Here is a 22,330-nt window from a genome sequence, read left to right on the forward strand (position 1 = left end):
TGTTAATGGTTTCAGATTTCTTACAATATAGCTGATAATAGGGATTGCAGTGTTTTTCAATTCTCTCTAATATTGATGAGTACAATGAATAAAATTTCGATGAATGAAAAACAATTACCAAGCGAACGAAAACAAAAAGTTTCTTAATCTCTTAATTTAAAATATGTTATCATCTGCAGACTTACACCTGGAAAGAGCATTGTTTCTTGCTGTTTTGATCGTGTTTTTCGGAACAGGATTTTTATGTATGCTCACTACTTTTATAATTAATTTGATACGAAAGAAAAATAAAAGTGGATGGTATTATATGCTCTTATTTCTCATCTCCGGAACTGTTGGAGTTGCTTTAGCTGCATTTTATTTTTGTATAATATTATTCTAAAAAACTGAAAATAAGGTTTTTAATGAGTTTTCTGAAGAGACACAAATGATAAAAAAAAACCACTGATATCAGGGATGTTTTTATGCAATCCCTATTTTTATCTTTGATTCAAAAGTTTACTAAAGATAAAACGGTTAAAAATTCATGATTTTGATGATAGCTGTTGACAGTCTTTCCCTTAGATAAACATTAATTTTATAACTTTTATAGCTTTCTTTTTCACGCCCAATTAAAAGATAAATTCTTATTTCGAACAAATACTAAAAAGTATGGGTAAAAACACTAACCAAATAAAATTGAGTGGAGGAGAAGCTGTAAAAGTAATAGGCACTTTCACACAATACAGGTATTTGATTTCAATAAAATCAATATAACCGGGAATGTTTTAATGTTTTCCGACGTATAAAATTTAATGAATGGCACACCGGATTTATTTATACAATTACGATCAAAAATCGAATCAGACATTCGATACCTATCTGGGCGAGTGGAACTACGAAATTCCATTATTACTGTATCCTCTGCTGGCGGAAGATATCAAAGTGGAAGGCGTTGAGTTTTTCTCAGATAAAAACCAGGGAATTGTTCAGCTGCGTTACTTTTTCAATCTGCTGGCCGATACTTATCAGCTGCATTACAAAAAAGCGTACTACGAACCCGTTAATAAAATGTTTGAATTTCTGGAAGCCTTGCCTTACGATTCTTTCGTATTGAATGCAACAGATGTTTTCAATATGAACGAAGAAAAACATAAGGTACAGGCAAAGGAATGGCTCGCGGAAATACAGCAGAAAAGCAAGCTGTTTAAAAAGGCTGTGAAAGCTCAGAATCTTTTGTTGTTGGATTCCTTATTCTCGCAAACAGGATATTCCTCTTTTCTCGAAATTTTACAAACCGACTGGATTAATTACGGGTTGGGCTATTTTGAGGAACTTGCTTATAAAAAAGCCGCCTCTTCTGTATTTGAAGATGACGGAAAGTTCGGTCTGAAAGATGCTAAAGGCACTATTTTAGCTCCGGCCATTTATGATGATATTTTTGAAGCAGACTATATCTACAGTATATCAGTGGTTCAAAAAGGTACTTTATTCGGTTATCTGCAAAGTGATGGAAAAGAATGGATTCCTCCAATGTATGAAGAAGCATTCGATGTATTCGATTTTGCACAGGAACCTTTAGGTGAAGTAAAAGTGAATGGAAAATCAGGTATTTTAAAAATCTATTCAAACACCTGGATGGTTCCTCCCGATTATGATGCCATTGAAAGAGTAGCCTATGGATTCTTAGGTGTAGAAAAAGACGGGAAATTTGGTGTTTACAATGATGAGAATGGACTGATTATTCCCACTGAAAGCGAAAATCCTTATGAGTACGATTATTTCCCTGAGCTGTTTTTCACCAAACAAAAAGGAACAGGCAAACGTAGATATTATACGAAAGAAGGAAACTATCTGGGGGACTTTTTAGAAGGCAGTATTATAAAAACAAATACCTGTTTCTGGATCAAACCAAACAAGTTTGACAAGAAAGGCAGATTAATAGATGAAAAAGGCATTCTTATCATAGACGAAGCCGATCAATTGGTTTTAATAGATAATTTTGAAGCTCTCGCTGTTCGTAAAGATAAAAACTGGAAGATTTATCACACCCTAAAACATCAGTTTCTATTAGAAAATGAATCTGTTATTAAAGTAAAAGCGGAATCAAATGTCGGGTATAAAACTAATGTCTTTATTCTTGAAACCCAAACCGGATCAGGACTTTTTGATGCAGACAATGAGCATTGGTTAATTGCTCCCCAATCAGAAATAAAGCAAATTCATTATGTGGAAAATGGATTTTTATCGGTTCAAAAAAAAGAGGGTTCCCAATTATTTGATTTTGAGAAAGGCCTGTCTTCCCAATTGTACGATTACATTTCCAATCCTTTGAATTACAGAACAGAAGAAGGTCTGTTATTTCTATATCGGGGTGAAAATATGTTTAGAATGAATGATGATAAAAGCATCCATCGGGTAGAGTCTTCAGAGTATGGAGCTATTTATTTGGACCGGTATTCATTCCGGGGAAAAGATTTGGAATATTTTACTTCTTTTTATAACCGTTGGAAGAGTCAGGCTGGTAAAAACTCCGAACAATTCATGGAGGTTGGAATCATTAAAAAAATGGCTTTTGACGCTAAAGAAAATCAAAATTACCACGAAGCGCTTCGTTTGTTTGAGTTATCTGCTCAAAAAAATGACACAGATAGCTTAGTAGAAATAGGGATATTACTTACCGATCCTGAGATTGAATCATTGTTTGATCCCCAAAAAGGCATTACCTATTACGAAAAAGCAGCACAACACAATCATCCTGTAGCCTGGAACAATATTGGTGCTTTGTATCACAACGGAACAGGGTATTCTTTTAATATAAAAAAAGCAATTCAGGCTTACGGAAAAGGTGCTGAGCTGGGTGACGGAATGGCGCTTGCCAATCTGGGTGATCTGTATTATTTTGGAGAACATGTACTGCAGGATTATGATAAAGCTTTGGATTTTTATCAGAAAGCTGAGAAAAAGTACTACTATAATTACGATAAAATCTCAGAAATCTATTACCAGTTAAGAGATTATAACAACCTGTTACTGTACTTAAAAAAGGACTATGATCAGTCTTATTCAGGTATTTATTATGGGATTATCTACGAACTTGGTATGGGGGTAAAAGCAGATTTGAAGAAAGCCATCAGGTATTTTGAACAAGCTAATGCTTACAGTGCCTACGAATATGCAGCGCAGCGTCTGGTATATTACTATGGCGAAGATCCGGCATTTAAAAATGAAAAGAAATTTCAGAAATGGAAGTCTTTTGCCGAAAAGAATGGTTTCAAGATAGATTAACAGGGATTTACCTATATTTACGCTCCTTAATGGATTGAAATTTAATAGAGATAAGGGTTTGATGTACAGGTTATTATTTATATTTATTGTTTGTGTTTGTCCGTTTTTTGCTCAGGCGCAGGATGTTTTGAATAAATTAGAAAAGGAATACAGCCATGCATCAAACAATACGGCAGAACAGCTCAGCCTGGCTCCCAAATATGCGACTGCCTTATTTTTTCATAACCTCAAATCTAAGTCTTATCAAATTTTAGAAACCAATATTTCCATTGCAGCAAAACAGGCAGACGGAAAGTATGCCACAATTTTGTACGCTGTACAGGCCATGAATTACCGGTTGGATAATAAAACAGCAGAGTCTTCAAAAAGTCTTGACATGGCAAAGGCCTATAGCTTAAAAACGAATAGTAACGAAGCGAAAGGCTATTTTAATTATGCTAAAGGCTGGATTCTGACCCGCAATAACAAAACAACTGATGCTGTTGCCGCTTATCTGAAAGCAATTGATTATTATGAAAACTCACCAACAACTTCTACATTGTATGGTAGATTTGGGAACGTAGCGAAAGAATTGTCTACGATTTATTCCAATCTCAATGAATATCAGCTGGAAGAAAAATACAGCAAGCAGTTTCTGTTGCTGGCATCCAAACAAAATGATCCCAATCTGATATTTGATGCTTATATGCGAATGGGGTATGTGTATGAACAGAAATACATTCAAAATCCATCAAATACGGAGCTGAGAAATAAAACAGAGCAGTATTATCTTCAGGCTATTGCGACTTTCAACAAAAATAAAGACAGGATGCTCAACAGAAGCAGTCTCTCGTATGCAGCCATCAATTTAGCCAATTTATATACCGAGTTTGACAGCGATAAGGCGATGCAATACGCCCAGCTGGCCAATAAAGTGAGCCTGGAAACCGGTGATGCTATTCATATTGCTTCTTCGTTTGGGATTCTGGCAGAACTGGCGCTGCAGAATAAGAATTATGATTTAGCCAAATCTTATTTTCTAAAAGCTTCCATGGAAATTGGAAAAAGCCCCGTAAGAGATCATAATATTGAATTGTCTATTCTTGAATCTCTATCCAGAATTAGTGAAGAGCAGGGGAACTATAAAGAAGCGCTGACCTATTATAAAAGTTATGTTGATAAATACAAAAGCGTTTACGACCAGGAAAAGCTGGATATCACCAAAAGATTAGAATCACAGTTTGATAAAGAACGACAGGAACAGAAATATATCAAGTTACAGCTGGAAAGTGACAAAAAAGCACAGGAAATTAAACTGATTAACATCCTCAGGGCACAGCGTGAACAGGTCTATAACAACTTAAAGCTGGTAGAAGAAAACCAGCGTGAACGACTGAAATTTTCAGAACTTGAATCAGAGAAGAAAGAACAGCAGCTTCGTTTAGCCAAACTGGAAACAGTGCAGAAGAATAATGACATTAATAACTTTAAAAAGCTATTGGCATTCAAGGAAAAGATCAATACTTACTATACTTTTTTTATTATCTTTTTCATTGTTCTGATTCTCTTATTACTGTATGCCTATAAACAGCGTGCCAAGTCTATGAAACAAAGAGACGAGCTGCATGCACTGGCCATGGAAAAAGAGAAACAAAACTCAAAAATTTCCACACTTACCGCATTGCTTGAAGGGCAGGAGCAGGAGCGCGGCCGTCTTGCCCGGGATCTTCATGACGGGCTGGGAGGATTGCTTTCCGGAACAAAACATCAATTGTCTTATTTAGATCCTCATGAATTCGGAAACATAGAAGAAGGAATTTCAAAATCGATTGACCAGATTGATGGAGCTGTAGAAGAGCTAAGACGTGTTGCCCATAATTTAATGCCTGATTTGTTAACGAAATACGGTTTGGAAGTAGCCATTCAGGAATTTGCTTCCCGTATCTCCAATAGTGCATTGGAAATTCATACTGAATTTATCAACTACAGCAATTCCATATCACAGGAAAAGCAGCTGATAATCTACAGGATCATTCAGGAATTGGTGAATAACGCAATAAAACATGCCGATACTTCCGAGATTATTGTTCAGGTAAGCGAAGAAGAAAACTTATTAAATCTTACGGTAGAGGACAACGGTAAAGGTTTCGATCATACCAACCTGGATGTCAGAAAAACAGCAGGTTTTCACAATATAGAATTAAGAGTCCAATTTTTAAAGGGAACAATGAATATCAACTCCGAATTGAATATTGGTACCAGCATAGAACTTCAAATTCCTATTCATTAAACATGATAAAAGTAGCCATAACAGATGATCATCCACTTCTCTTAGAAGGACTGAAGAATATTTTAGGAAACAGCAATACAATAGATGTTGTAGATTGTTTCAGAAGTGTTTCTGAAATGAATACAGGCCTGGCAAAACAAGCCGTTGATATTTTACTGCTGGACATCAATCTGGCAGATATCAACAGTATTGAACTGATAAAACCTTTAAAGAAAAAGTATAATAACCTTCAGATTATCATTCTCAGTGTTCACAATGAGCTGCCTGTCATCAACAGTTCTCTGGCTGAAGGTGCTTTGGGATATATTCAGAAAAATGCATCAGTTTCCGAAATTATTGAAGGAATCACTGCCGTATATGCCGGTGACCGATTTCTATGTTCACAAACAAGATCTGTTCTGGAGAAAAAATCAGCAGATGGATTAAATCATGTCCCGAAACTGACGCGAAGAGAAAAGGAAATTTTAGCCGAAGCAGCAAAAGGACTTACCACCAATCAAATGGCAGAAAAGCTCTTTATCAGCCCGCACACGGTGGAAAGTCACAGAAAAAATCTTATTGAGAAATTTCAAACTTCTAATCTGAGTTCCGCTATTAAACTGGCTATAGAATACGGTTTAGTGATCGAGTAAAATATTCATCCAACAAAAAGGCCTGCTTACATCGTAAAAGCAGACCTTTTTTATATAATCAAATAATCGGGTGTGTACTTATTAATCTTTAAACCTCAAAGCAGCCTGGAACAGATTTTTCTTTCCTACTAAGTCATATTCGTCGTTATACACAGGCTCATACATTAATATGAAAACCCTGTCTTTAAAATCCTTTAAATCAATAGGCTGATCTATCATGATATCATAAAAACGTGTAATGGTACGCGTAGCTGTCCATTGTTTTGCATTACCTTTAGGATTTTTATCAAATCTATGATCTTTCGCATCGGTATAATACCAATAGGATGGCGCTGAATCCATCAGAAACATTTCTTTGTCCTTATTATATAATTCCTCTGCCATACCCGTATTCTGAAACCAGGCAACCTCAGTATTCAAAACGCCAAGGGCTCCTGCATAAATATCTTTATTCGTAGTGGCTCCCACTAGAAACCCTTCCAGATTATTTGATGTAATTTCAAATTGGAAGGTCGATTTTTTCAGGTCATAGACATCATTTACAGGTTCAATTACTTTTCCGTCCTGTTTAATAACTACTTTCAACGATTGTGCGAAGGTTATAAAACTTAGTAAACAAAAAAGGAGTGTCAAACTTAATTTTTTCATTAGATCTCTTTAAATATTACTGCAAAGATATTGGACTTTATATCTGTAAACACTGGCTGATTTCAGGGGTTTTTATTCTTATGCTAAGCTTAAATTAATTGTGCACTAAAAAACGTTCTAAAACAGATCAGCTTTCAACCGGATCTTTAGCTTCAATACTGTTCGAAATATTGTTATTAATGCTGTAATGAATAGAGTAGAAGTCCTCAAATTCTTCAAATCCGTAATAATTATTGAGTTTATGATAAGCCATTTTTAAATGTGCTGCATCTTTATTCGGAGTCACAAAAAATTGGATAGAATCCAGCTTGGTAAATAATTGAAACGGAACATCCTGCACATTATCTACTCCTTTTATTTTTTTGAAGTCGGCCAGTGTTATCGTTTTTTGCTTAACTTCAGTTTCTGCTTTGTTTGTTTCTGTCGTTTTATTCTGTTGATTGCATGCCACAAAAGCAACCATAGATGAGATGAAGAATTGATTTAAAATTTTCATTTTATATTTTTGGGCAAATGTATCAGTATTCAGTACAGATACCAACAAAACCGCCTGATATAGGGAATAAATGGCTGAAAACAGGGATGTATTGAATGACAGAATTTAGACAATTTTACCAAATGATAAACCTAATATTGTAATTTACTTTATAAAAATGAAAAACTTAATAATCAGCCTTTCACTTGTGACTGCTTTACTAGCGTCATGTTCACCTGCTACAGACAAAAAAGTGAAAAAAAATACTTCTCCGGATACCCAAAAAGAAGTTGCGGCATCTACACCGGAACCCGTAAAGAATGATTTGCCAAAATCAGAGATACCAGGTGATTTCTCAACGTTAGTTCCTATTGATTTGCTGAATAGTAAAAGTACAAATGTATATGATAAATATGGAATAGAGTTCTCCGGGAATTGCTATTCATGCGATCTGACAAGCCTTTCTATAACAAAGAAGCAGATCAGGTGGACCAATGTATGTGAGGAAAAAGATACTTTTGAAATTGATGATTTCTCATTTTCTAATGAAGGAAACAAAACCATTTTTAAAACACCGGAAAGAACTTATATTATAACACAAATAGATAAAGCTCCCGTTTACGAACTTGTGATAGAAGGTAAGAAACTGGAATTAAAAAACAAAAGAATATCCAAATATTTTACCACTAGCAAAGCTCTATCACTTTTTACAGAGCATGATTGTGGAAATTTTGAAGGATAATAGATATCTTGTAAAGAATAGCTGTTAATCCAGGAGATAGAGTAGTCTGGGTCAGCAATATTTACTGTCTTCTCTGAAATATTAGCATAAAAAAACCTCAAATTGCTTTGAGGTTTTTTTATATTAAAATAATGACTTAATTATTTTGCTGGTTTTTTAGGACTCATCATCATAATCATCCTTTTTCCTTCAAGTTTAGGAAGCTGGTCTACTTTTCCTACGTGCTCTAATTCCTGAGCAAGTTTTAAAAGCAAAATTTCTCCCTGGTCCTTAAAGATAATCGAACGTCCTTTAAAAAATACGTAGGTTTTTAGCTTAGAACCTTCTTCAAGGAATTTTTCAGCATGCTTCTTTTTGAATTCATAATCGTGGTCATCGGTCTGAGGTCCGAAACGGATCTCTTTTACAACCACTTTTACTTGCTTAGCTTTAAGTTCCTTCTGTTTTTTCTTTTGCTCATATAAGAATTTCTTGTATTCTAATATTCTTGCAATAAAAGGTTCAGCCTTATCAGAAATTACTACTAAATCCAATTCCTGTTCCGCAGCAATCTGTCTTGCTTTGTCAATTGGATAAATTCCTGGCTCTACGTTATCGCCCACCAAACGAAGCTCTCTCACACGAATTTTATCGTTGATCAAGTGTAAGTCCTCCTGTACAGGACGTCTTTGTGGGCCCCTGTTGTTAAATCTTTGTGCTATTGTATTATAATTTTATTGGTTAATTACTTAATTTAATTGATTCAAATATTTAAAAATTGAAAGATTCTGTTATTGTATTAACCTTTGAATCCTTCAATCTTTTAATTTTTATTTATATGGCTGCTTCTTTTTTAAAGTAAGCAACGAAATCCTCCAGTGTCATCACTCCAAGATCTCCTTCTCCACGTCTTCTTACAGAAATTGTCCCTTCTTTTTCTTCATTTTCTCCCACTACAAGCATGAAAGGAATCTTATTCAATTCTGCATCACGGATTTTTTTACCAGTCTTCTCGTTTCTGTCATCAATTTGACCGCTAATATCGTGATTTTCCAAAAATTGTGAAACTTTTTTCGAATAATCTACATATTTTTCACTGATCGGTAGAATAATAAACTGTTCCGGGCTTAACCATAATGGGAAATCACCTGCTGTATTTTCCAACAAAATAGCAATGAAACGCTCCATAGAACCAAATGGTGCTCTGTGGATCATTACCGGTCTGTGTTTTTCATTATCATTTCCGATATAATGAAGATCAAATCTTTCAGGAAGGTTGTAATCTACCTGGATTGTTCCCAGCTGCCATTTTCTTCCCAAAGCATCTTTCACCATGAAGTCAAGTTTAGGACCATAGAATGCCGCTTCGCCATATTCTACAACTGTTTTTAATCCTTTCTTCTGAGCTGCATTGATGATGGCGCTTTCTGCTTTCTCCCAATTTTCATCAGAACCGATATACTTTTGTTTGTTTTCAGGATCTCTTAATGATACTTGAGTTACAAAGTCTTCAAACCCTAAAGATTTGAATACATAAAGAGTTAAATCAATTACTTTTTCAAATTCTTCAGAAAGCTGATCCGGAGTACAGAAAAGGTGGGCATCATCCTGAGTAAATCCACGAACTCTTGTTAAACCGTGAAGCTCTCCACTTTGTTCATATCTGTAAACAGTACCGAATTCTGCATATCTTTTTGGTAGGTCTCTGTAGCTCCATTGTGAAGTTTTGTAAATTTCACAGTGGTGAGGGCAGTTCATTGGCTTCAGCAAAAATTCTTCCCCCTCATTCGGAGTTTTAATTGGCTGGAAGCTGTCTTCTCCATATTTATCCCAGTGTCCTGAAGTTACATAGAGCTCCTTTGCCCCGATGTGTGGAGACATTACAAATTCATATCCTCCTTTTTTCTGAGCATCAGAAAGGAAGTTTTCTAATTTTCTTCTTAAAGCCGTACCTTTTGGCAGCCAAAGAGGTAAACCTGCACCCACTTTTTCAGAGAATGCAAAAATTCCAAGCTCTTTACCTAATTTTCTGTGGTCTCTTCTTTTAGCTTCCTCCAGTCTTTCAAGATATTCAGTAAGGTCTTTCTGTTTAGGGAAAGAAATACCATATACTCTTGTCAATTGAGGGTTCTTTTCATTTCCTCTCCAATACGCTCCTGCTGCATTTAAAATTTTAACCGCTTTTACGATTCCGGTATTCGGAATATGACCACCACGACATAGGTCTGTGAAGTTATCATGCGTTACAAAAGTGATTTCTCCGTCATTAAGATTTGAGATCAGTTCCACTTTGTAAGGATTGTCTGCATATGTTTTTAAAGCCTCTTCTTTAGAAACCGGGTATAGAGAGAAGGTAGAACCTTTCTTTGCGTTTTCTAAGATCTTTTTCTCAATCTTTTCAAAATCTTTTTCAGATAAGCTTTCATCCCCGAAATCTACGTCATAATAGAATCCGCTTTCGATGGCAGGGCCAATTGTCAACTTAGCATTAGGATAAAAGTCAAGGATAGCCTGCGCCAAAAGGTGGGCAGAAGAGTGCCAGAAAGCCTTCTTTCCAAGATCATCATTCCAGGTCAAAAGCTGTACCGTTGAATCCGTGGTTATAGGTGTGGTTGTTTCTACTTGTTTGTCATTAACAATTGCGGAAATGGTGTTTCTAGCCAATCCCTCGCTTATAGATTTTGCCACATCTAGAGGAGTCACTGCTCCCTCGAATTCTTTGACACTATTGTCTGGAAGTGTAATTTTTATCATTGTTTACTAAGAAATTTTAAGAGGCAAAAATACGCATTTTTTAGATAAAATACTATATCCATCTGTATTTAGAATGAGAATTAATATCGAAAACAGAAAGATTTTTAACGTTTGAGAGTTATATGCTTTAGATTGTAGTGTCCTCCGAAAATAATTATGTTACTTTTATTTCCTTAGTATGGCTTGAATTCATCACTGTATCGGGTGTGTTTTTAAATAGATTACAGAAAAAGTAATAGAAATTTTAAATCTTATAAAAAGAATAAAAAGATAAGTTTGAGAAGATTAAAATTAATATCTTAATCCCGTGAATACAGCATATTGATAATAATAGAAGTTTAGAATAAATGAGGACAAGAAGTTGTCCTAATATTTTATAAATTCTTGAAATGCAATAGCCTGTATTCAATCAGAATCCAATACATTTTAAATTTCAAAATTACAATCCCATGAGTAGGATAAACATCGATTTACATTGTGATCTTTTATATTACCTTTTAAGTTCAGATTCAGCGCTTGATGATAAAGAAATAGGTTGTTCGCTGCCTTATTTACAGGATGGAAATGTAAAGCTTCAGGTGATGGCAATGTATGCGGGAACAGGAGCTGACAGCACGGTTTACGGAATAGAACAAAGCAAATTGTTTTCAAAACTTATCAGAAACAAAAATTTTTTCCTTTTTAACAATGATAGTTTCAATGCTCCGGAAAATAAAAATCGGGTAGGAGTCATTGCTTCTATTGAAAATGCGTCTGCTTTCTGTGATGAGAATCAAAGTCTGGAGTCCGGATTTAAAAACCTGGAAACCATTATTGAAAACACTGAAAAAGTTTTTTATATCGGCATTACCCATCATCTGGAAAACCGTTTCGGAGGTGGAAATAATGCCACAGCAGGATTGAAAGACGATGGCAAAGTGTTGATCGACTATATTTCTGACCGTAAAATTGCCATTGATTTAGCCCATACCAGCGATCAGCTGGCTTATGATATTTTCACTTATATTGATCAGAGAAATTATTCAATTCCTATTCTGGCAAGCCACTCCAACTACAGAACTGTTTATAAAAACAATAGAAATCTCCCTGATGAACTGGCGAAGGAAGTGATCCACAGAAAAGGATTGATCGGCCTGAATTTTATCAAAGATTATGTTGATATCGAGCATCCTGAAAGACTCTATGAGCATATTCAACACGGACTGGATCTTGGCGGAGAGGACAGCATAGCATACGGGGCAGATTATTTTTACTGGAAGGATCATCCGGACAAATCCCGTCATCCTTTTTTCTTTCCTGAACATGCCAACGCTTCGGGATATCCAACGGTCAATAAAGAAATCGAGGAACGGTTTTCATCTGAGCTGGCAGAAAAGATCAGCCACAGAAATGCGTTGAATTTTATAGAAACTATGTATAAATAAAAAAAATATTCTTGTCTGATTGAATCAAAGCATAATTAACAGGTCGCTCCTCTGGAGCTATAATTTTTAAACGATATACTATTAACAGTTAGCTCCTATTGGAGCTGTCTTTGATCCCATCGGGGATCTGCAAAAAAAATGAAGTTCTCATAAAAATAAAGCTCCGGACCTGTTGATACCTGAGTCTGTTAAATTATCTTAAAAAGAAAATAGATTTGTGTGTTTTATTTTACGTGAAATAAAATACGATAAGGTATTGTAAAATAGAATTTTACGTATTCTTATTTGATTTTTCTTTTATACTTCACTTTCTGCTTGATAATCTCAATCACATCTACATTCTGCACTTTCGATTTGATCCATCCATGGATGTCAATATAGAATAATGACCGTCTGTAATATTCATTTTTAGAATAGGCTTCCAGCTTTTTATCAAAACTTTCAAACGCTTTCTGCTTTTGATCCAAAACCTGATTGTTAAGATTTTTAAAAAACTGAATACTTTCAAAATGGAACTCTTCCGGCTTTTTCATTTTTTTAGCAAACTTTAAAGTAGAAGCAATAAATTCATCATAATCTTCATCATTGCCAGACTCATATTTTGCCATTAAGATCAGAATCCTTGTGTGGAAGAGCAAATCTTCCTGCACATTCCCCTTAGATTCTATGACCCTCATAGAATATTCAATAGATTTGTCAAACATTTTACTGCCGAAGAACATGGCGGCCATTTTCAGGTAGAGAATCATAAAATGGTGTTCATCTATTCTTTCTCTGAGCTTTTCCATTTTTAATTCCACTTCAGGAATAAGCTTGGTTCCTGTGAAAAATTCCCCTTTTACAAAATGAATATTCATCAGCGTATTGTAATGGGTAAGGAAAATAAGGGACTGGAGATTTTCATTCTGGATAAAATTCTCAGCATGTACCATCTTATTAAAATTCGCGAAATGCTCCTCAAGAATATCAATATTTCCATACAAAAACAGGATCTTCAGTAGATAAGTATTCCCTTTAATATACCAAACCGGGTGGCTGTAGATCATTTCAGGCTTTTTATGAAACAGATCTACCCACTGATACGCATATTTCAATGTATACTTATAATCCTGCAAAAGCTGGTTTTTCCAGACATGAGCTTTATAATACCAGAGTTTTTCCGTGAAGTTTAGCTTCTCGGGGTTTATATTTTTAATCTGGGCGTTAAAAACATCCATCACTTCCTGTCGGTCTGCATCATTTTTTACGTAGCCATGAGTAAGCATTTCACTGTATAATTTCAGAGAAAGATTAGACAGTTTGGTGGTGTAGCGGTTCTGTTTACTGATCTCCTGAGATTGTTTGATAAGTTCTTCAGCGCGGCCTTCAATACTCCGGGTAATAAACTGTGATTCAATTACCTTTTCAAGATCTATGATTTCAGAAGCGATACTTTTTTCGTCCAGTTCCAGTGCAGACTGCTTGGTCTTGTCCAATATTTTCAGAGCCTGTTTGTAAAGTCCTTTCTGGTACAGAATATTGGCAAAATCCAGCTGTTCACGAAGCTGAATTCTGTAGTTCTGATGACTCGGGTTCATACGAAGACTTACAAGGATCTGTTTGTAGAGGTGGGCTTTAAGGTTGGAAAGCTGTTGTTTGGTAGATATTTTTTTCTCAATAATTACACTTTCATCATATTCCTTCATCTTATCCATTTCGGAAAAGAGCAGCAGAAATTTGGCATCTACATTAATTCCCAGACGGTTCACATATAACTTAAACTGCCGTTTTTCAGAGGTGGTCAATGACTTTACCAATACAAACAAAAAATCTTTCTGCAATTCTGCCATTGTAAATTTTTATAAATTAAAATACTGATTAATAAATGAATACGATTGTTTTTTCAACTGTTGAATATTGTAATTTTCAGAAAAAGTGAAAATGAAGAAATATTGCAACCCGTAGTTTTGAACCAAAATTAAGTAAAAAACTTCACTTATGGATTCCGAAAAAATTGAAATTTTTGATACGACACTGAGAGATGGGGAACAGGTTCCGGGATGTAAACTGAATACGGAACAAAAACTGATTATTGCTGAAAGGCTTGATGAGCTAGGGATTGATATCATTGAGGCGGGATTTCCAATTTCCAGTCCGGGAGATTTTGAATCTGTTTCTGAAATTTCAAAACTGGTAAGAAAAGCTAAAGTATGCGGACTGACAAGAGCGAATAAAAAAGATATTGATACCGCAGCGGAAGCACTGAAGTTTGCAAAAAGACCAAGAATACATACGGGAATCGGAACTTCCGATTCTCACATTAAATATAAATTCAACTCCACGAGAGAAGATATTATTGAAAGAGCAGCAGAGGCTGTAAGATATGCCAAAACGTATGTGGAAGACGTAGAATTTTATGCTGAAGATGCCGGGAGAACAGACAATGAATATCTGGCAAGAGTTTGTGAAGCTGTGATCAAAGCTGGAGCCACTGTTTTGAATATACCCGATACCACAGGATATTGTCTGCCGGAAGAATATGGGCAGAAAATAAAGTATCTGAGAGAAAATGTGAAAGGTATTGAAAAAGCGGTGCTGTCATGTCATTGTCACAATGATCTTGGGCTGGCTACTGCCAATTCTATTGCCGGAGCTATCAACGGAGCACGTCAGATTGAATGTACCATCAACGGATTGGGAGAAAGAGCTGGTAATACAGCGTTGGAAGAAGTCGTCATGATTTTAAAGCAGCATAAAGATTTGAATCTGCATACTAATGTGAATTCCAGAATGTTGAATGAAATGAGTACAATGGTTTCCGACCTGATGGGAATGTCTGTACAACCCAATAAAGCTATTGTAGGAGCCAACGCTTTTGCTCACAGCTCCGGAATTCATCAGGATGGAGTCATCAAAAACAGAGAAACTTATGAAATCATAGATCCTGCAGAAGTAGGAGTGAATGCTTCTTCGATTATTCTTACTGCAAGAAGCGGCCGTTCAGCATTGGCTTACCGTTTCAAGCATATCGGATATGAGGTTACCAAAAATGAATTGGACTATCTGTATCAGGAATTTTTGAAAATCGCTGACCTTAAAAAAGAAATAGGCAATGATGATCTGAGCCTGATGATGGAGTCTTTCAGCAGAAAAATAGGATAGGTTTGATTTTAAAATCAAGATAAAAGTAAAAATGAACAACAGTAAAAAGACACTTTTTGATAAAGTATGGGACGCTCACGTGGTAGAAACCATCCCTGACGGACCTCAGATCATTTATATAGACAAACATCTTATTCATGAGGTAACCAGTCCTCAGGCTTTTGCAGAGCTGGAATCAAGAAATCTGGAAATATTCAGACCGGAACAGATTGTAGCTACTGCGGACCACAATGTGCCTACTTTGCATCAGGAACAGCCCATTAAAGATGCTCTGTCAAGAAATCAGGTAGAACAGCTTACAGAAAACTGTAAAAAAAACAATATTGAACTTTTCGGATTGGGACATCAATATCAGGGAATCGTTCATATCATTGCTCCGGAATTGGGGGTTACCCAGCCGGGGATGAGTATTGTGTGTGGTGACAGCCATACCTCTACCCATGGGGCATTTGGATCTATTGCCTTTGGAATTGGTACCAGTCAGGTGGCTCAGGTATTTGCCAGTCAATGTCTGTTATTGAACAAACCAAAATCAATGAGAATTACAGTCAATGGTAAATTGAATGAAAATGTTCAACCTAAAGATGTGATTCTTTATATCATTTCAAAAATAGGAACTGATGGCGGAACGGGATATTTTTGTGAATACGCAGGAAATGTGTTTGAAGAAATGTCAATGGAAGGAAGAATGACAGTCTGCAATATGAGCATTGAAATGGGGGCCAGAGGTGGAATGATTGCTCCTGATGAAACTACTTTTGAATATGTTCAGGGAAGAAAATTTGCGCCGGAAGGAGAAGAATGGGAGGAAAAAGTAGAGTATTGGAAAACTCTGAAAACGGATGAAGGAGCTTCATTTGATAAAGAACTGAATTTTGATGCATCAGATATTTACCCGATGATTACTTACGGTACAAATCCGGGAATGGGTATTTCAATTCGCGAAGTTATTCCGGTACCGCAGAACGAATCCGAAGAGAAAGCGTTGAAATATATGGGACTGGAGGCTGGACAGACAGTTAACAGCATCAAAGTTAATTATGTTTTCATAGGAAGCTGTACCAATGCAAGAATAGAGGATTTCCGTTCTGCAGCCCAATATATCAAAGGGAAAAGTAAATCGGAAGCGGTAAAAGCTTTGATTGTTCCCGGATCTCAGCAGGTAGTTAAACAGATTTATGAAGAAGGTTTGGACAAAATATTCAATGAGGCAGGATTTCAGATTCGTCAGCCGGGATGCTCAGCGTGTCTGGCCATGAATGATGATAAAATTCCGGAAGGAGAATATTGTGTTTCCACTTCCAACAGAAACTTTGAAGGCAGACAGGGACAGGGTTCAAGAACGATTCTTGCCAGTCCGCTTACTGCAGCGAAAGCCGCAATAGAAGGTAAGATTTCAGCTCTTGAAAGTGTAAACTAAACAGATTTAAAAGTACATGCAAAAATTAGTTGTTTTAAAATCCCGCGCAGTTCCATTGCCGGCAGAAAATATAGATACAGACCAGATTATTCCGGCAAGATTCCTGAAAAGTATAGACAGAAAAGGTTTCGGAGAAAATCTGTTCAGAGACTGGAGATTCAATATCCATACAGGAGAACCGAATCCTGATTTTGTTTTGAATAATCCTAAATTCAGTGGTGAAATTCTTGTTGCAGGAAATAATTTCGGATGTGGAAGCAGCCGTGAACATGCAGCCTGGTCATTAACGGATTATGGGTTTAAAGTGATTATTTCCAGTTATTTCGCTGATATTTTCAAAGGAAATGCTTTAAATAACGGACTTCTTCCTGTAAAAGTTTCTGAAGAATTTTTAAAAGAAATTTTAGAAGGAATCAATGAAAATCCTGACAATGAGATCGCGATTGATGTGGAATTACAATCCGTAAGCTTTAAAGATACAACAGAGACTTTTGAGATAGACTCTTATAAAAAAATATGCCTGTTGAATGGCTATGACGATATTGATTTTTTAATCAGCAGAAAACAGACCATCACAAATTTTGAACGAAAAACACAAAAAACAAATGAGCAACAATTATTTTAAGATCGCGGTTCTTCCCGGAGATGGGATTGGCCCGGAAATCATTAATGAAAGCATTAAAATATTAGATGTCATTGCCGAAGCTTTTCAATGTAAATTCCATTTTGACTATGGATTGATCGGAGCAGAAGCTATTTTCAAGACAGGAAATCCTTTGCCTGAAGAGACGCTGAAAATCTGTAAAGAATCTGATGCCGTACTTTTCGGAGCTATTGGTGATCCGGTTTTTGATAATAATCCAGAAGCAAAAGTAAGACCGGAACAGGGGCTGTTGAAACTTCGTAAAGAGCTGGGATTGTTTGCCAATATCCGTCCTTTGAAAACCTATGCTTCTTTAATTGATAAAAGTCCTCTTAAAAGAGAAATTATTGAAGGAGCAGATATTCAGATTTTCAGAGAACTGGTAAGCGGAATTTATTTTGGTGAAAAATTTACAGATCCGGAAGGTGAGTATGCTTATGATGTTTGTAAATACAGCCGTGAAGACATTATTCCGATTGCGCATATGGCATTTCAGGAGGCTCAGAAAAGAAAGAAAAAGCTTACCCTTATTGATAAGGCGAACGTTCTTGACACTTCAAGGCTGTGGAGGAAAACCTGTCAGGAAATTGCCCTTGAATATCCTGATGTACAGCTTGATTATATGTTTGTAGATAATGCAGCGATGCAGCTGATTCTTAATCCTAAGCATTTTGATGTGATTTTGACGGAAAATATGTTCGGAGATATTATTTCTGATGAAGCAAGTGTAATTGGAGGTTCTATCGGACTGTTGCCGTCTGCTTCGGTAGGGGAGAAAAATGCTTTGTTTGAGCCTATCCATGGATCTTATCCCCAGGCAAAGGGGAAAGGAATTGCCAATCCTGTTGCTTCTATTTTAAGCGTGGCCATGATGCTGGACCATCTTAATTTACAGGCTGCAGCAGATAAATTAAGACAATCTGTAGAACATGCCATTGAAAACAAGTATGTCACGATTGATCTTAATACAAAACAATATTACTCAACAAGTGAAGTGGGAAGTTTTATCGCCGACCATATCAGATATTCCGAAAAATCATATTATAATTTTGAAAATATCAAGATCGGAAAATCAACCATTGTATAGAAAACAAAAAGTTCAATTAGATAGTTAGAAAGAAAAGTTCCGCCTCGTATGAGACGGAACTTTTCAATTATAAAGAAGCCTGATGGCTCTTTTATTTTTTTGTGTTATCCGTTTTTCCTGATTTGTTCTTTGAAGATTTTTGAATATCTTCTTTATCAATATCAGGCGGATTGGTCTTTTTCGATGCAGCAGGAATATTCTGAAAATCCTGATTTTGCTGTTTCGTTTCTGCGGTATTGGCAGATTCTTTTTTTTTGGTGTTTCCTTTTGTATCCATGACTTTAAATTTTAATTTCAAGAATATGGATAGTATCATTCAAAGGGTTTGCCAAACAGGACTTTTTTTATCCTAAAGTCCTAAAATACCAATTTTTCCGGTTTTATCCTCAATCGTGTAATTCAGAGCTTTCGCCAAAACGAAAACATTATTCAGATTTTCCATCAGTTGTTTACGCCCTTCATTTCTCAGCTGATTCTGATCAATTGATTTTTCTGCCGTTTCTTTAGCCTTTGCAGTAACATTCTTAATGTCTTTCTCCGAAATACGGTTTATGAATGAATCATCTAAAGATTGAATCTCAACACTCGGTGTAATTCTGATCTCAGCATCAGGAAGTTCGGTAATAATCAGTTTTTTGTTGATGGAATCTACTTCGATCTTCATTTTATTAAGATCATAAGAAACCTGTGCATTGGTCTTTGTATACGTAATAATGCTGTTGCTGGAAACTTCTTTCCCGAAAACTTCATAGCCCATTTTGGTTTTCTGCATGCTGGAAGTGTTCTGTTCCATCACCACCATCTTATTCATCTTGGAAATCTGATTGGTCAGGATATAATAATCCGACTGTTCAGTTTTAGTTCCAAGGTTCAGACATGACTTCAGACCAAAAAACAGAAGCACCATAGCGCCGGCACCGGCTGCAAAGGACAGGATTGTTCTATAATTTCTCAAAATCTATTTAAAAATTTCTTTAATAACAGAGGAATCTTTCTTTTTAAGGATTTCAACTAAATCTCTTTCAATGTAGCCTGTGGTAGGCATTTCTACAATTCTTCCAATCTCTTTTCCATATCTTTTCAGGATAATGGTAGGAACTTTCTGGATATTATAAAGACTTTCATCCCCGGTAGGAGATTCTTTCTTACGGTTTACGGCAATAATGTTTAATTTATTTTCCGGATAATTTACGGCCTCCAATATTTTCATCAGTCTTGGAAAATCTCTGTGGCTGTCTTCACACCATGTTCCCATGAAAACAATAATGTCGTAGGTACCGATTTTCTCTTTTTTCAATTCACTGACTGCTTTTTGGTCAAGGGCATATTCATCATGCTCCTTTACATACCAATCTGCATAAGGAGCTTTTAAAAACTGCTCTTTCAGTTGGTTTCCCAAAAGCATTTTGCCGTCTTTCTGAGTATCAACCTCGCGGTTTACCACTACTTTTTGAGCGCTAAGCTGTTGTACAGCTAAAAATAAGCTTGAAAAGGCAACAATATTGGTAATAAATTTTTTCATAATTATTTCTCGATAATTGATTTTAAATCAGCAGGAGAGTAGTATTTGTTTTTTAACACTTTATGATCTGCCTGTCTGTAAACGTTAAATTTTTCTCCGGACTTTTCATAAAAAGATTCTACTTCCTTCTCTTTGTAGAATTCAACGGTTTCTTTTGCCTGCTCTTCATTATCACACGCCTTCGACATATTGGAACGCTGAACTTCGTTGAATAGCTCTACAAATTTGCTGCCAAGTCCGAATTCCAGCACAGCACCACTCAAAACATACTGAAGATCGCATAATGCATCTGCAATTTCTACAATATTATTGTCTGCAATGGCCTGCTTCAATTCGTTCAATTCTTCCTGTAAAAGTTCTACTCTAAGATTGCATCTTTCCGGAGAAGGAATTTGCGGGGTATCTAAAATAGGGGCTTTGAAAGTAGTATGGAATTCTGCTACTTGGTTCAGACTATCAATTTTATCCATGAATTTTTTTATTTCCCACAAAGATAGAAAAGGATTTGTAAAATGTGAAATGTACAGCAGGAAATGTATGAATAAGGAGGTGGGAGAGAATTATAATATCTGACGTTTATAGAACTACAGATAGTACATATTTAACAGATAATAATGTACAAGGTTTTAATTTTCAAGACAAAATTGAATATACAGTCATATTTTAAACACAAATATCTGCGAAAATTTGTGTCATCTGTGGGCGAAATTTAATCTATAAAAATCGAAAAACCACAATTTTAAGTTGTGGTTTTGTTTTAAATTCTGTTGATTCTATTCAATTATTTCAGCTCCTCATATTTCCAGATGCCTGAAATACTTAAGATCGATAACCCTGGTTGTTTTTCACCATAACTGAATACACCTATGTATTTTGAATGACAGGCTGGGCAATCGGTGCCAAAATATAAAGTTGGCTGATCATTGACTGTAAGTTCTCCGAAATGAAGCATTCTTTGAGAAGTTTCACTAACCATTCCGTGCTTTAACAATTCGCTTTTGGATAAAACTTTATCTTCGTTGTACAGCTGGAAGATTGGAAATCCTGATTCATAAGGCTTTATCTCAGCGGTATTTTCATGACCGCAATTACAGCAGGTAAAGGTGGTGATGGCTGAGGGGAGAGCTTCATCATTCATAAAATTGCTTTTTGTAACTGAAGCTTTTTTAATAATGTTTATTTTGTCTGAAATTGAATACATCTGAGTTGATTTATGGCTGAATAACTGTGCCCACTAAGTTAGGATATTTTCCGCTTGGACTTTTCTTGATGGTCACTTTTATATAACCTTCTTCTGCCAGTTTATTCCATGTTTTCTGATAACCTGTGTTGATATCAACCGGAATTTTCCACATGGTTTGTTTTCCTTTTCCAGCCTGACTAAACCAAGGAATAATGTCTGCTGTCTGGGTTTTAAACTGCATTGAATTGTTCAGAACATCAATCTCATAATAGAAGTCGTACTTGTCTTCAGCCTGGTTTAATGCTCTTTGGGTAAACGTGTAGGTATATCCGTTGATGATTGGGCTTGTAAAGCTTCCTCCTAAGGTAGGAACGCCTGTTCCGTTGTAACTGCCTACGGCGCCGCTGTATCGGTCAAATTTCTGTCCAACCTGTAATGCAACATCATCAACGATATTGTAGCCTCCGTTTGCAGGCGGCCACCCGCCATTTAAATTGTTCGCCTTAAAAAGGGATTCCAGTTCGCTCCATTTTCCTCTTTTGTATAAATCGTAAGCTTGATTTTTAAGCGCCTCACTCACCGAATTATTGGGATCATAAGTTACTGCCAGTTCATCTGCATTTTTGTAGAATACCGTGGTGACATCGGGATTGATGTCTATTACATCATCATTGTCTGAGTTACAGGCAACCGAGAACGAAGTAATGGCTAAAAAAAAGATGTACTTAAATAAATGTTTCATATAAAAAATTTTAAATTATTTTAAAATTAGGAGGTATTAGAAGGGGCTACCTTTTTGAAACATCGTTCTTAAAAATCTTAAGTGGAAATACTGATATGTATATTATTAATGTTTTTTCCGGCCAATAAAAAATAATGATCAGAATCTAATTTAATAACAGTTTTTTTGGCATCAAATTGTTAAAAGATCAGCTCAGCCAAAACAGGGTCGAGAGAAGCAACTGTATCAGACGTTTAAAAAACGACTTTGGAGCTCCCTTAAATACAAACTGGGTAAACGGTACAATAAAAGAATATTATTGTTCGATAAATTTAAATCAAAAAACTCAAATACTAGTTATTTTATTTTAAATAAAATATTATTATGAAATTAATTACAGTAATAAATGAATTTAATGTAATA

Annotated in this window: 20 protein-coding genes; 9 read left to right on the forward strand and 11 right to left on the reverse strand. The window is 35.8% G+C overall.

Annotated elements, in window-relative coordinates; all coding sequences use genetic code 11:
- Positions 1-798: 798 nt before the first annotated feature.
- From FW781_RS00795 to FW781_RS00805, 3 genes are all read left to right on the forward strand, one after another.
- Positions 799-3,267 (forward strand): tetratricopeptide repeat protein, encoded by a 2,469-nt coding sequence (locus tag FW781_RS00795; RefSeq protein WP_149385677.1) that lies wholly within the window; start codon positions 799-801, stop codon positions 3,265-3,267.
- A 61-nt stretch (positions 3,268-3,328) separates the two neighbouring features.
- Positions 3,329-5,536, forward strand: a complete 2,208-nt coding sequence (locus tag FW781_RS00800; RefSeq protein ID WP_149385678.1) for an ATP-binding protein — start codon at positions 3,329-3,331, stop codon at positions 5,534-5,536.
- A 2-nt stretch (positions 5,537-5,538) separates the two neighbouring features.
- Complete coding sequence (locus FW781_RS00805) at positions 5,539-6,168, forward strand: response regulator transcription factor (RefSeq protein ID WP_149385679.1); 630 nt, start codon at positions 5,539-5,541, stop codon at positions 6,166-6,168.
- A gap of 81 nt (positions 6,169-6,249) precedes the next feature.
- Here FW781_RS00805 and FW781_RS00810 read toward each other — a convergent pair whose 3' ends face one another.
- A complete protein-coding gene (locus FW781_RS00810) occupies positions 6,250-6,816 on the reverse strand; it encodes a hypothetical protein (protein WP_149385680.1) in 567 nt (188 codons plus the stop codon).
- A gap of 127 nt (positions 6,817-6,943) precedes the next feature.
- Entirely contained in the window at positions 6,944-7,312 is a 369-nt protein-coding gene (locus tag FW781_RS00815; RefSeq protein ID WP_228720104.1) for a hypothetical protein, read from the reverse strand.
- A gap of 157 nt (positions 7,313-7,469) precedes the next feature.
- Here FW781_RS00815 and FW781_RS00820 point away from each other — a divergent pair, with 157 nt between their 5' ends.
- On the forward strand, positions 7,470-8,033 hold the full coding sequence (locus FW781_RS00820; RefSeq protein ID WP_149385681.1) for a hypothetical protein: 564 nt from the start codon (positions 7,470-7,472) through the stop codon (positions 8,031-8,033).
- 140 nt (positions 8,034-8,173) lie between these two features.
- On the opposite strand, the gene infC is transcribed toward FW781_RS00820, so the two are convergent.
- On the reverse strand, positions 8,174-8,674 hold the full coding sequence (gene infC, locus FW781_RS00825; RefSeq protein ID WP_172625635.1) for a translation initiation factor IF-3: 501 nt from the start codon (positions 8,672-8,674) through the stop codon (positions 8,174-8,176).
- 172 nt (positions 8,675-8,846) lie between these two features.
- Positions 8,847-10,766, reverse strand: coding sequence for a threonine--tRNA ligase (thrS, locus tag FW781_RS00830; RefSeq protein ID WP_149385682.1), 1,920 nt, complete (start codon positions 10,764-10,766; stop codon positions 8,847-8,849).
- 449 nt (positions 10,767-11,215) lie between these two features.
- Between thrS and FW781_RS00835 the strand changes: the two genes are divergently transcribed.
- Complete coding sequence (locus FW781_RS00835) at positions 11,216-12,190, forward strand: dipeptidase (RefSeq protein ID WP_149385683.1); 975 nt, start codon at positions 11,216-11,218, stop codon at positions 12,188-12,190.
- Positions 12,191-12,471: 281 nt separating this feature from the next.
- Here FW781_RS00835 and FW781_RS00840 read toward each other — a convergent pair whose 3' ends face one another.
- The gene (locus FW781_RS00840; protein ID WP_149385684.1) at positions 12,472-14,019 is read right to left on the reverse strand and encodes a hypothetical protein; all 1,548 of its coding nucleotides are present in this window, start codon (positions 14,017-14,019) and stop codon (positions 12,472-12,474) included.
- Between the two features lie 148 nt (positions 14,020-14,167).
- On the opposite strand from FW781_RS00840, the gene FW781_RS00845 reads away from it, so the two are divergent.
- The 4 genes from FW781_RS00845 to leuB are packed head-to-tail and all read left to right on the forward strand — an operon-like array spanning position 14,168 to position 18,481.
- A complete protein-coding gene (locus tag FW781_RS00845) occupies positions 14,168-15,331 on the forward strand; it encodes a 2-isopropylmalate synthase (RefSeq protein WP_149385685.1) in 1,164 nt (387 codons plus the stop codon).
- Between the two features lie 31 nt (positions 15,332-15,362).
- Positions 15,363-16,751 (forward strand): 3-isopropylmalate dehydratase large subunit, encoded by a 1,389-nt coding sequence (gene leuC / locus FW781_RS00850; protein WP_149385686.1) that lies wholly within the window; start codon positions 15,363-15,365, stop codon positions 16,749-16,751.
- Between the two features lie 16 nt (positions 16,752-16,767).
- Complete coding sequence (gene leuD / locus FW781_RS00855) at positions 16,768-17,376, forward strand: 3-isopropylmalate dehydratase small subunit (RefSeq protein WP_149385687.1); 609 nt, start codon at positions 16,768-16,770, stop codon at positions 17,374-17,376.
- Complete coding sequence (gene leuB, locus FW781_RS00860) at positions 17,357-18,481, forward strand: 3-isopropylmalate dehydrogenase (RefSeq protein ID WP_149385688.1); 1,125 nt, start codon at positions 17,357-17,359, stop codon at positions 18,479-18,481. Before leuD ends, leuB begins: the two co-directional genes overlap by 20 nt.
- A gap of 91 nt (positions 18,482-18,572) precedes the next feature.
- On the opposite strand, the gene FW781_RS00865 is transcribed toward leuB, so the two are convergent.
- The 6 genes from FW781_RS00865 to FW781_RS00890 form a co-directional block, all read right to left on the reverse strand.
- Positions 18,573-18,758 (reverse strand): hypothetical protein, encoded by a 186-nt coding sequence (locus FW781_RS00865; RefSeq protein WP_149385689.1) that lies wholly within the window; start codon positions 18,756-18,758, stop codon positions 18,573-18,575.
- A 72-nt stretch (positions 18,759-18,830) separates the two neighbouring features.
- On the reverse strand, positions 18,831-19,436 hold the full coding sequence (locus FW781_RS00870; protein ID WP_047374951.1) for a DUF4230 domain-containing protein: 606 nt from the start codon (positions 19,434-19,436) through the stop codon (positions 18,831-18,833).
- 3 nt (positions 19,437-19,439) lie between these two features.
- A complete protein-coding gene (locus FW781_RS00875) occupies positions 19,440-20,003 on the reverse strand; it encodes a TlpA family protein disulfide reductase (protein WP_149385690.1) in 564 nt (187 codons plus the stop codon).
- Positions 20,004-20,005: 2 nt separating this feature from the next.
- A complete protein-coding gene (locus FW781_RS00880; RefSeq protein ID WP_047374946.1) occupies positions 20,006-20,473 on the reverse strand; it encodes a pyrophosphohydrolase domain-containing protein in 468 nt (155 codons plus the stop codon).
- Between the two features lie 311 nt (positions 20,474-20,784).
- On the reverse strand, positions 20,785-21,141 hold the full coding sequence (locus FW781_RS00885) for a hypothetical protein (protein ID WP_228720105.1): 357 nt from the start codon (positions 21,139-21,141) through the stop codon (positions 20,785-20,787).
- A gap of 73 nt (positions 21,142-21,214) precedes the next feature.
- Positions 21,215-21,928, reverse strand: coding sequence for a glycohydrolase toxin TNT-related protein (locus FW781_RS00890; RefSeq protein ID WP_149385692.1), 714 nt, complete (start codon positions 21,926-21,928; stop codon positions 21,215-21,217).
- Positions 21,929-22,330 lie beyond the last annotated feature (402 nt).

The sequence above is a fragment of the Chryseobacterium panacisoli genome, assembly GCF_008274625.1.
GTDB classification, from domain to species: Bacteria; Bacteroidota; Bacteroidia; order Flavobacteriales; family Weeksellaceae; genus Chryseobacterium; species Chryseobacterium panacisoli.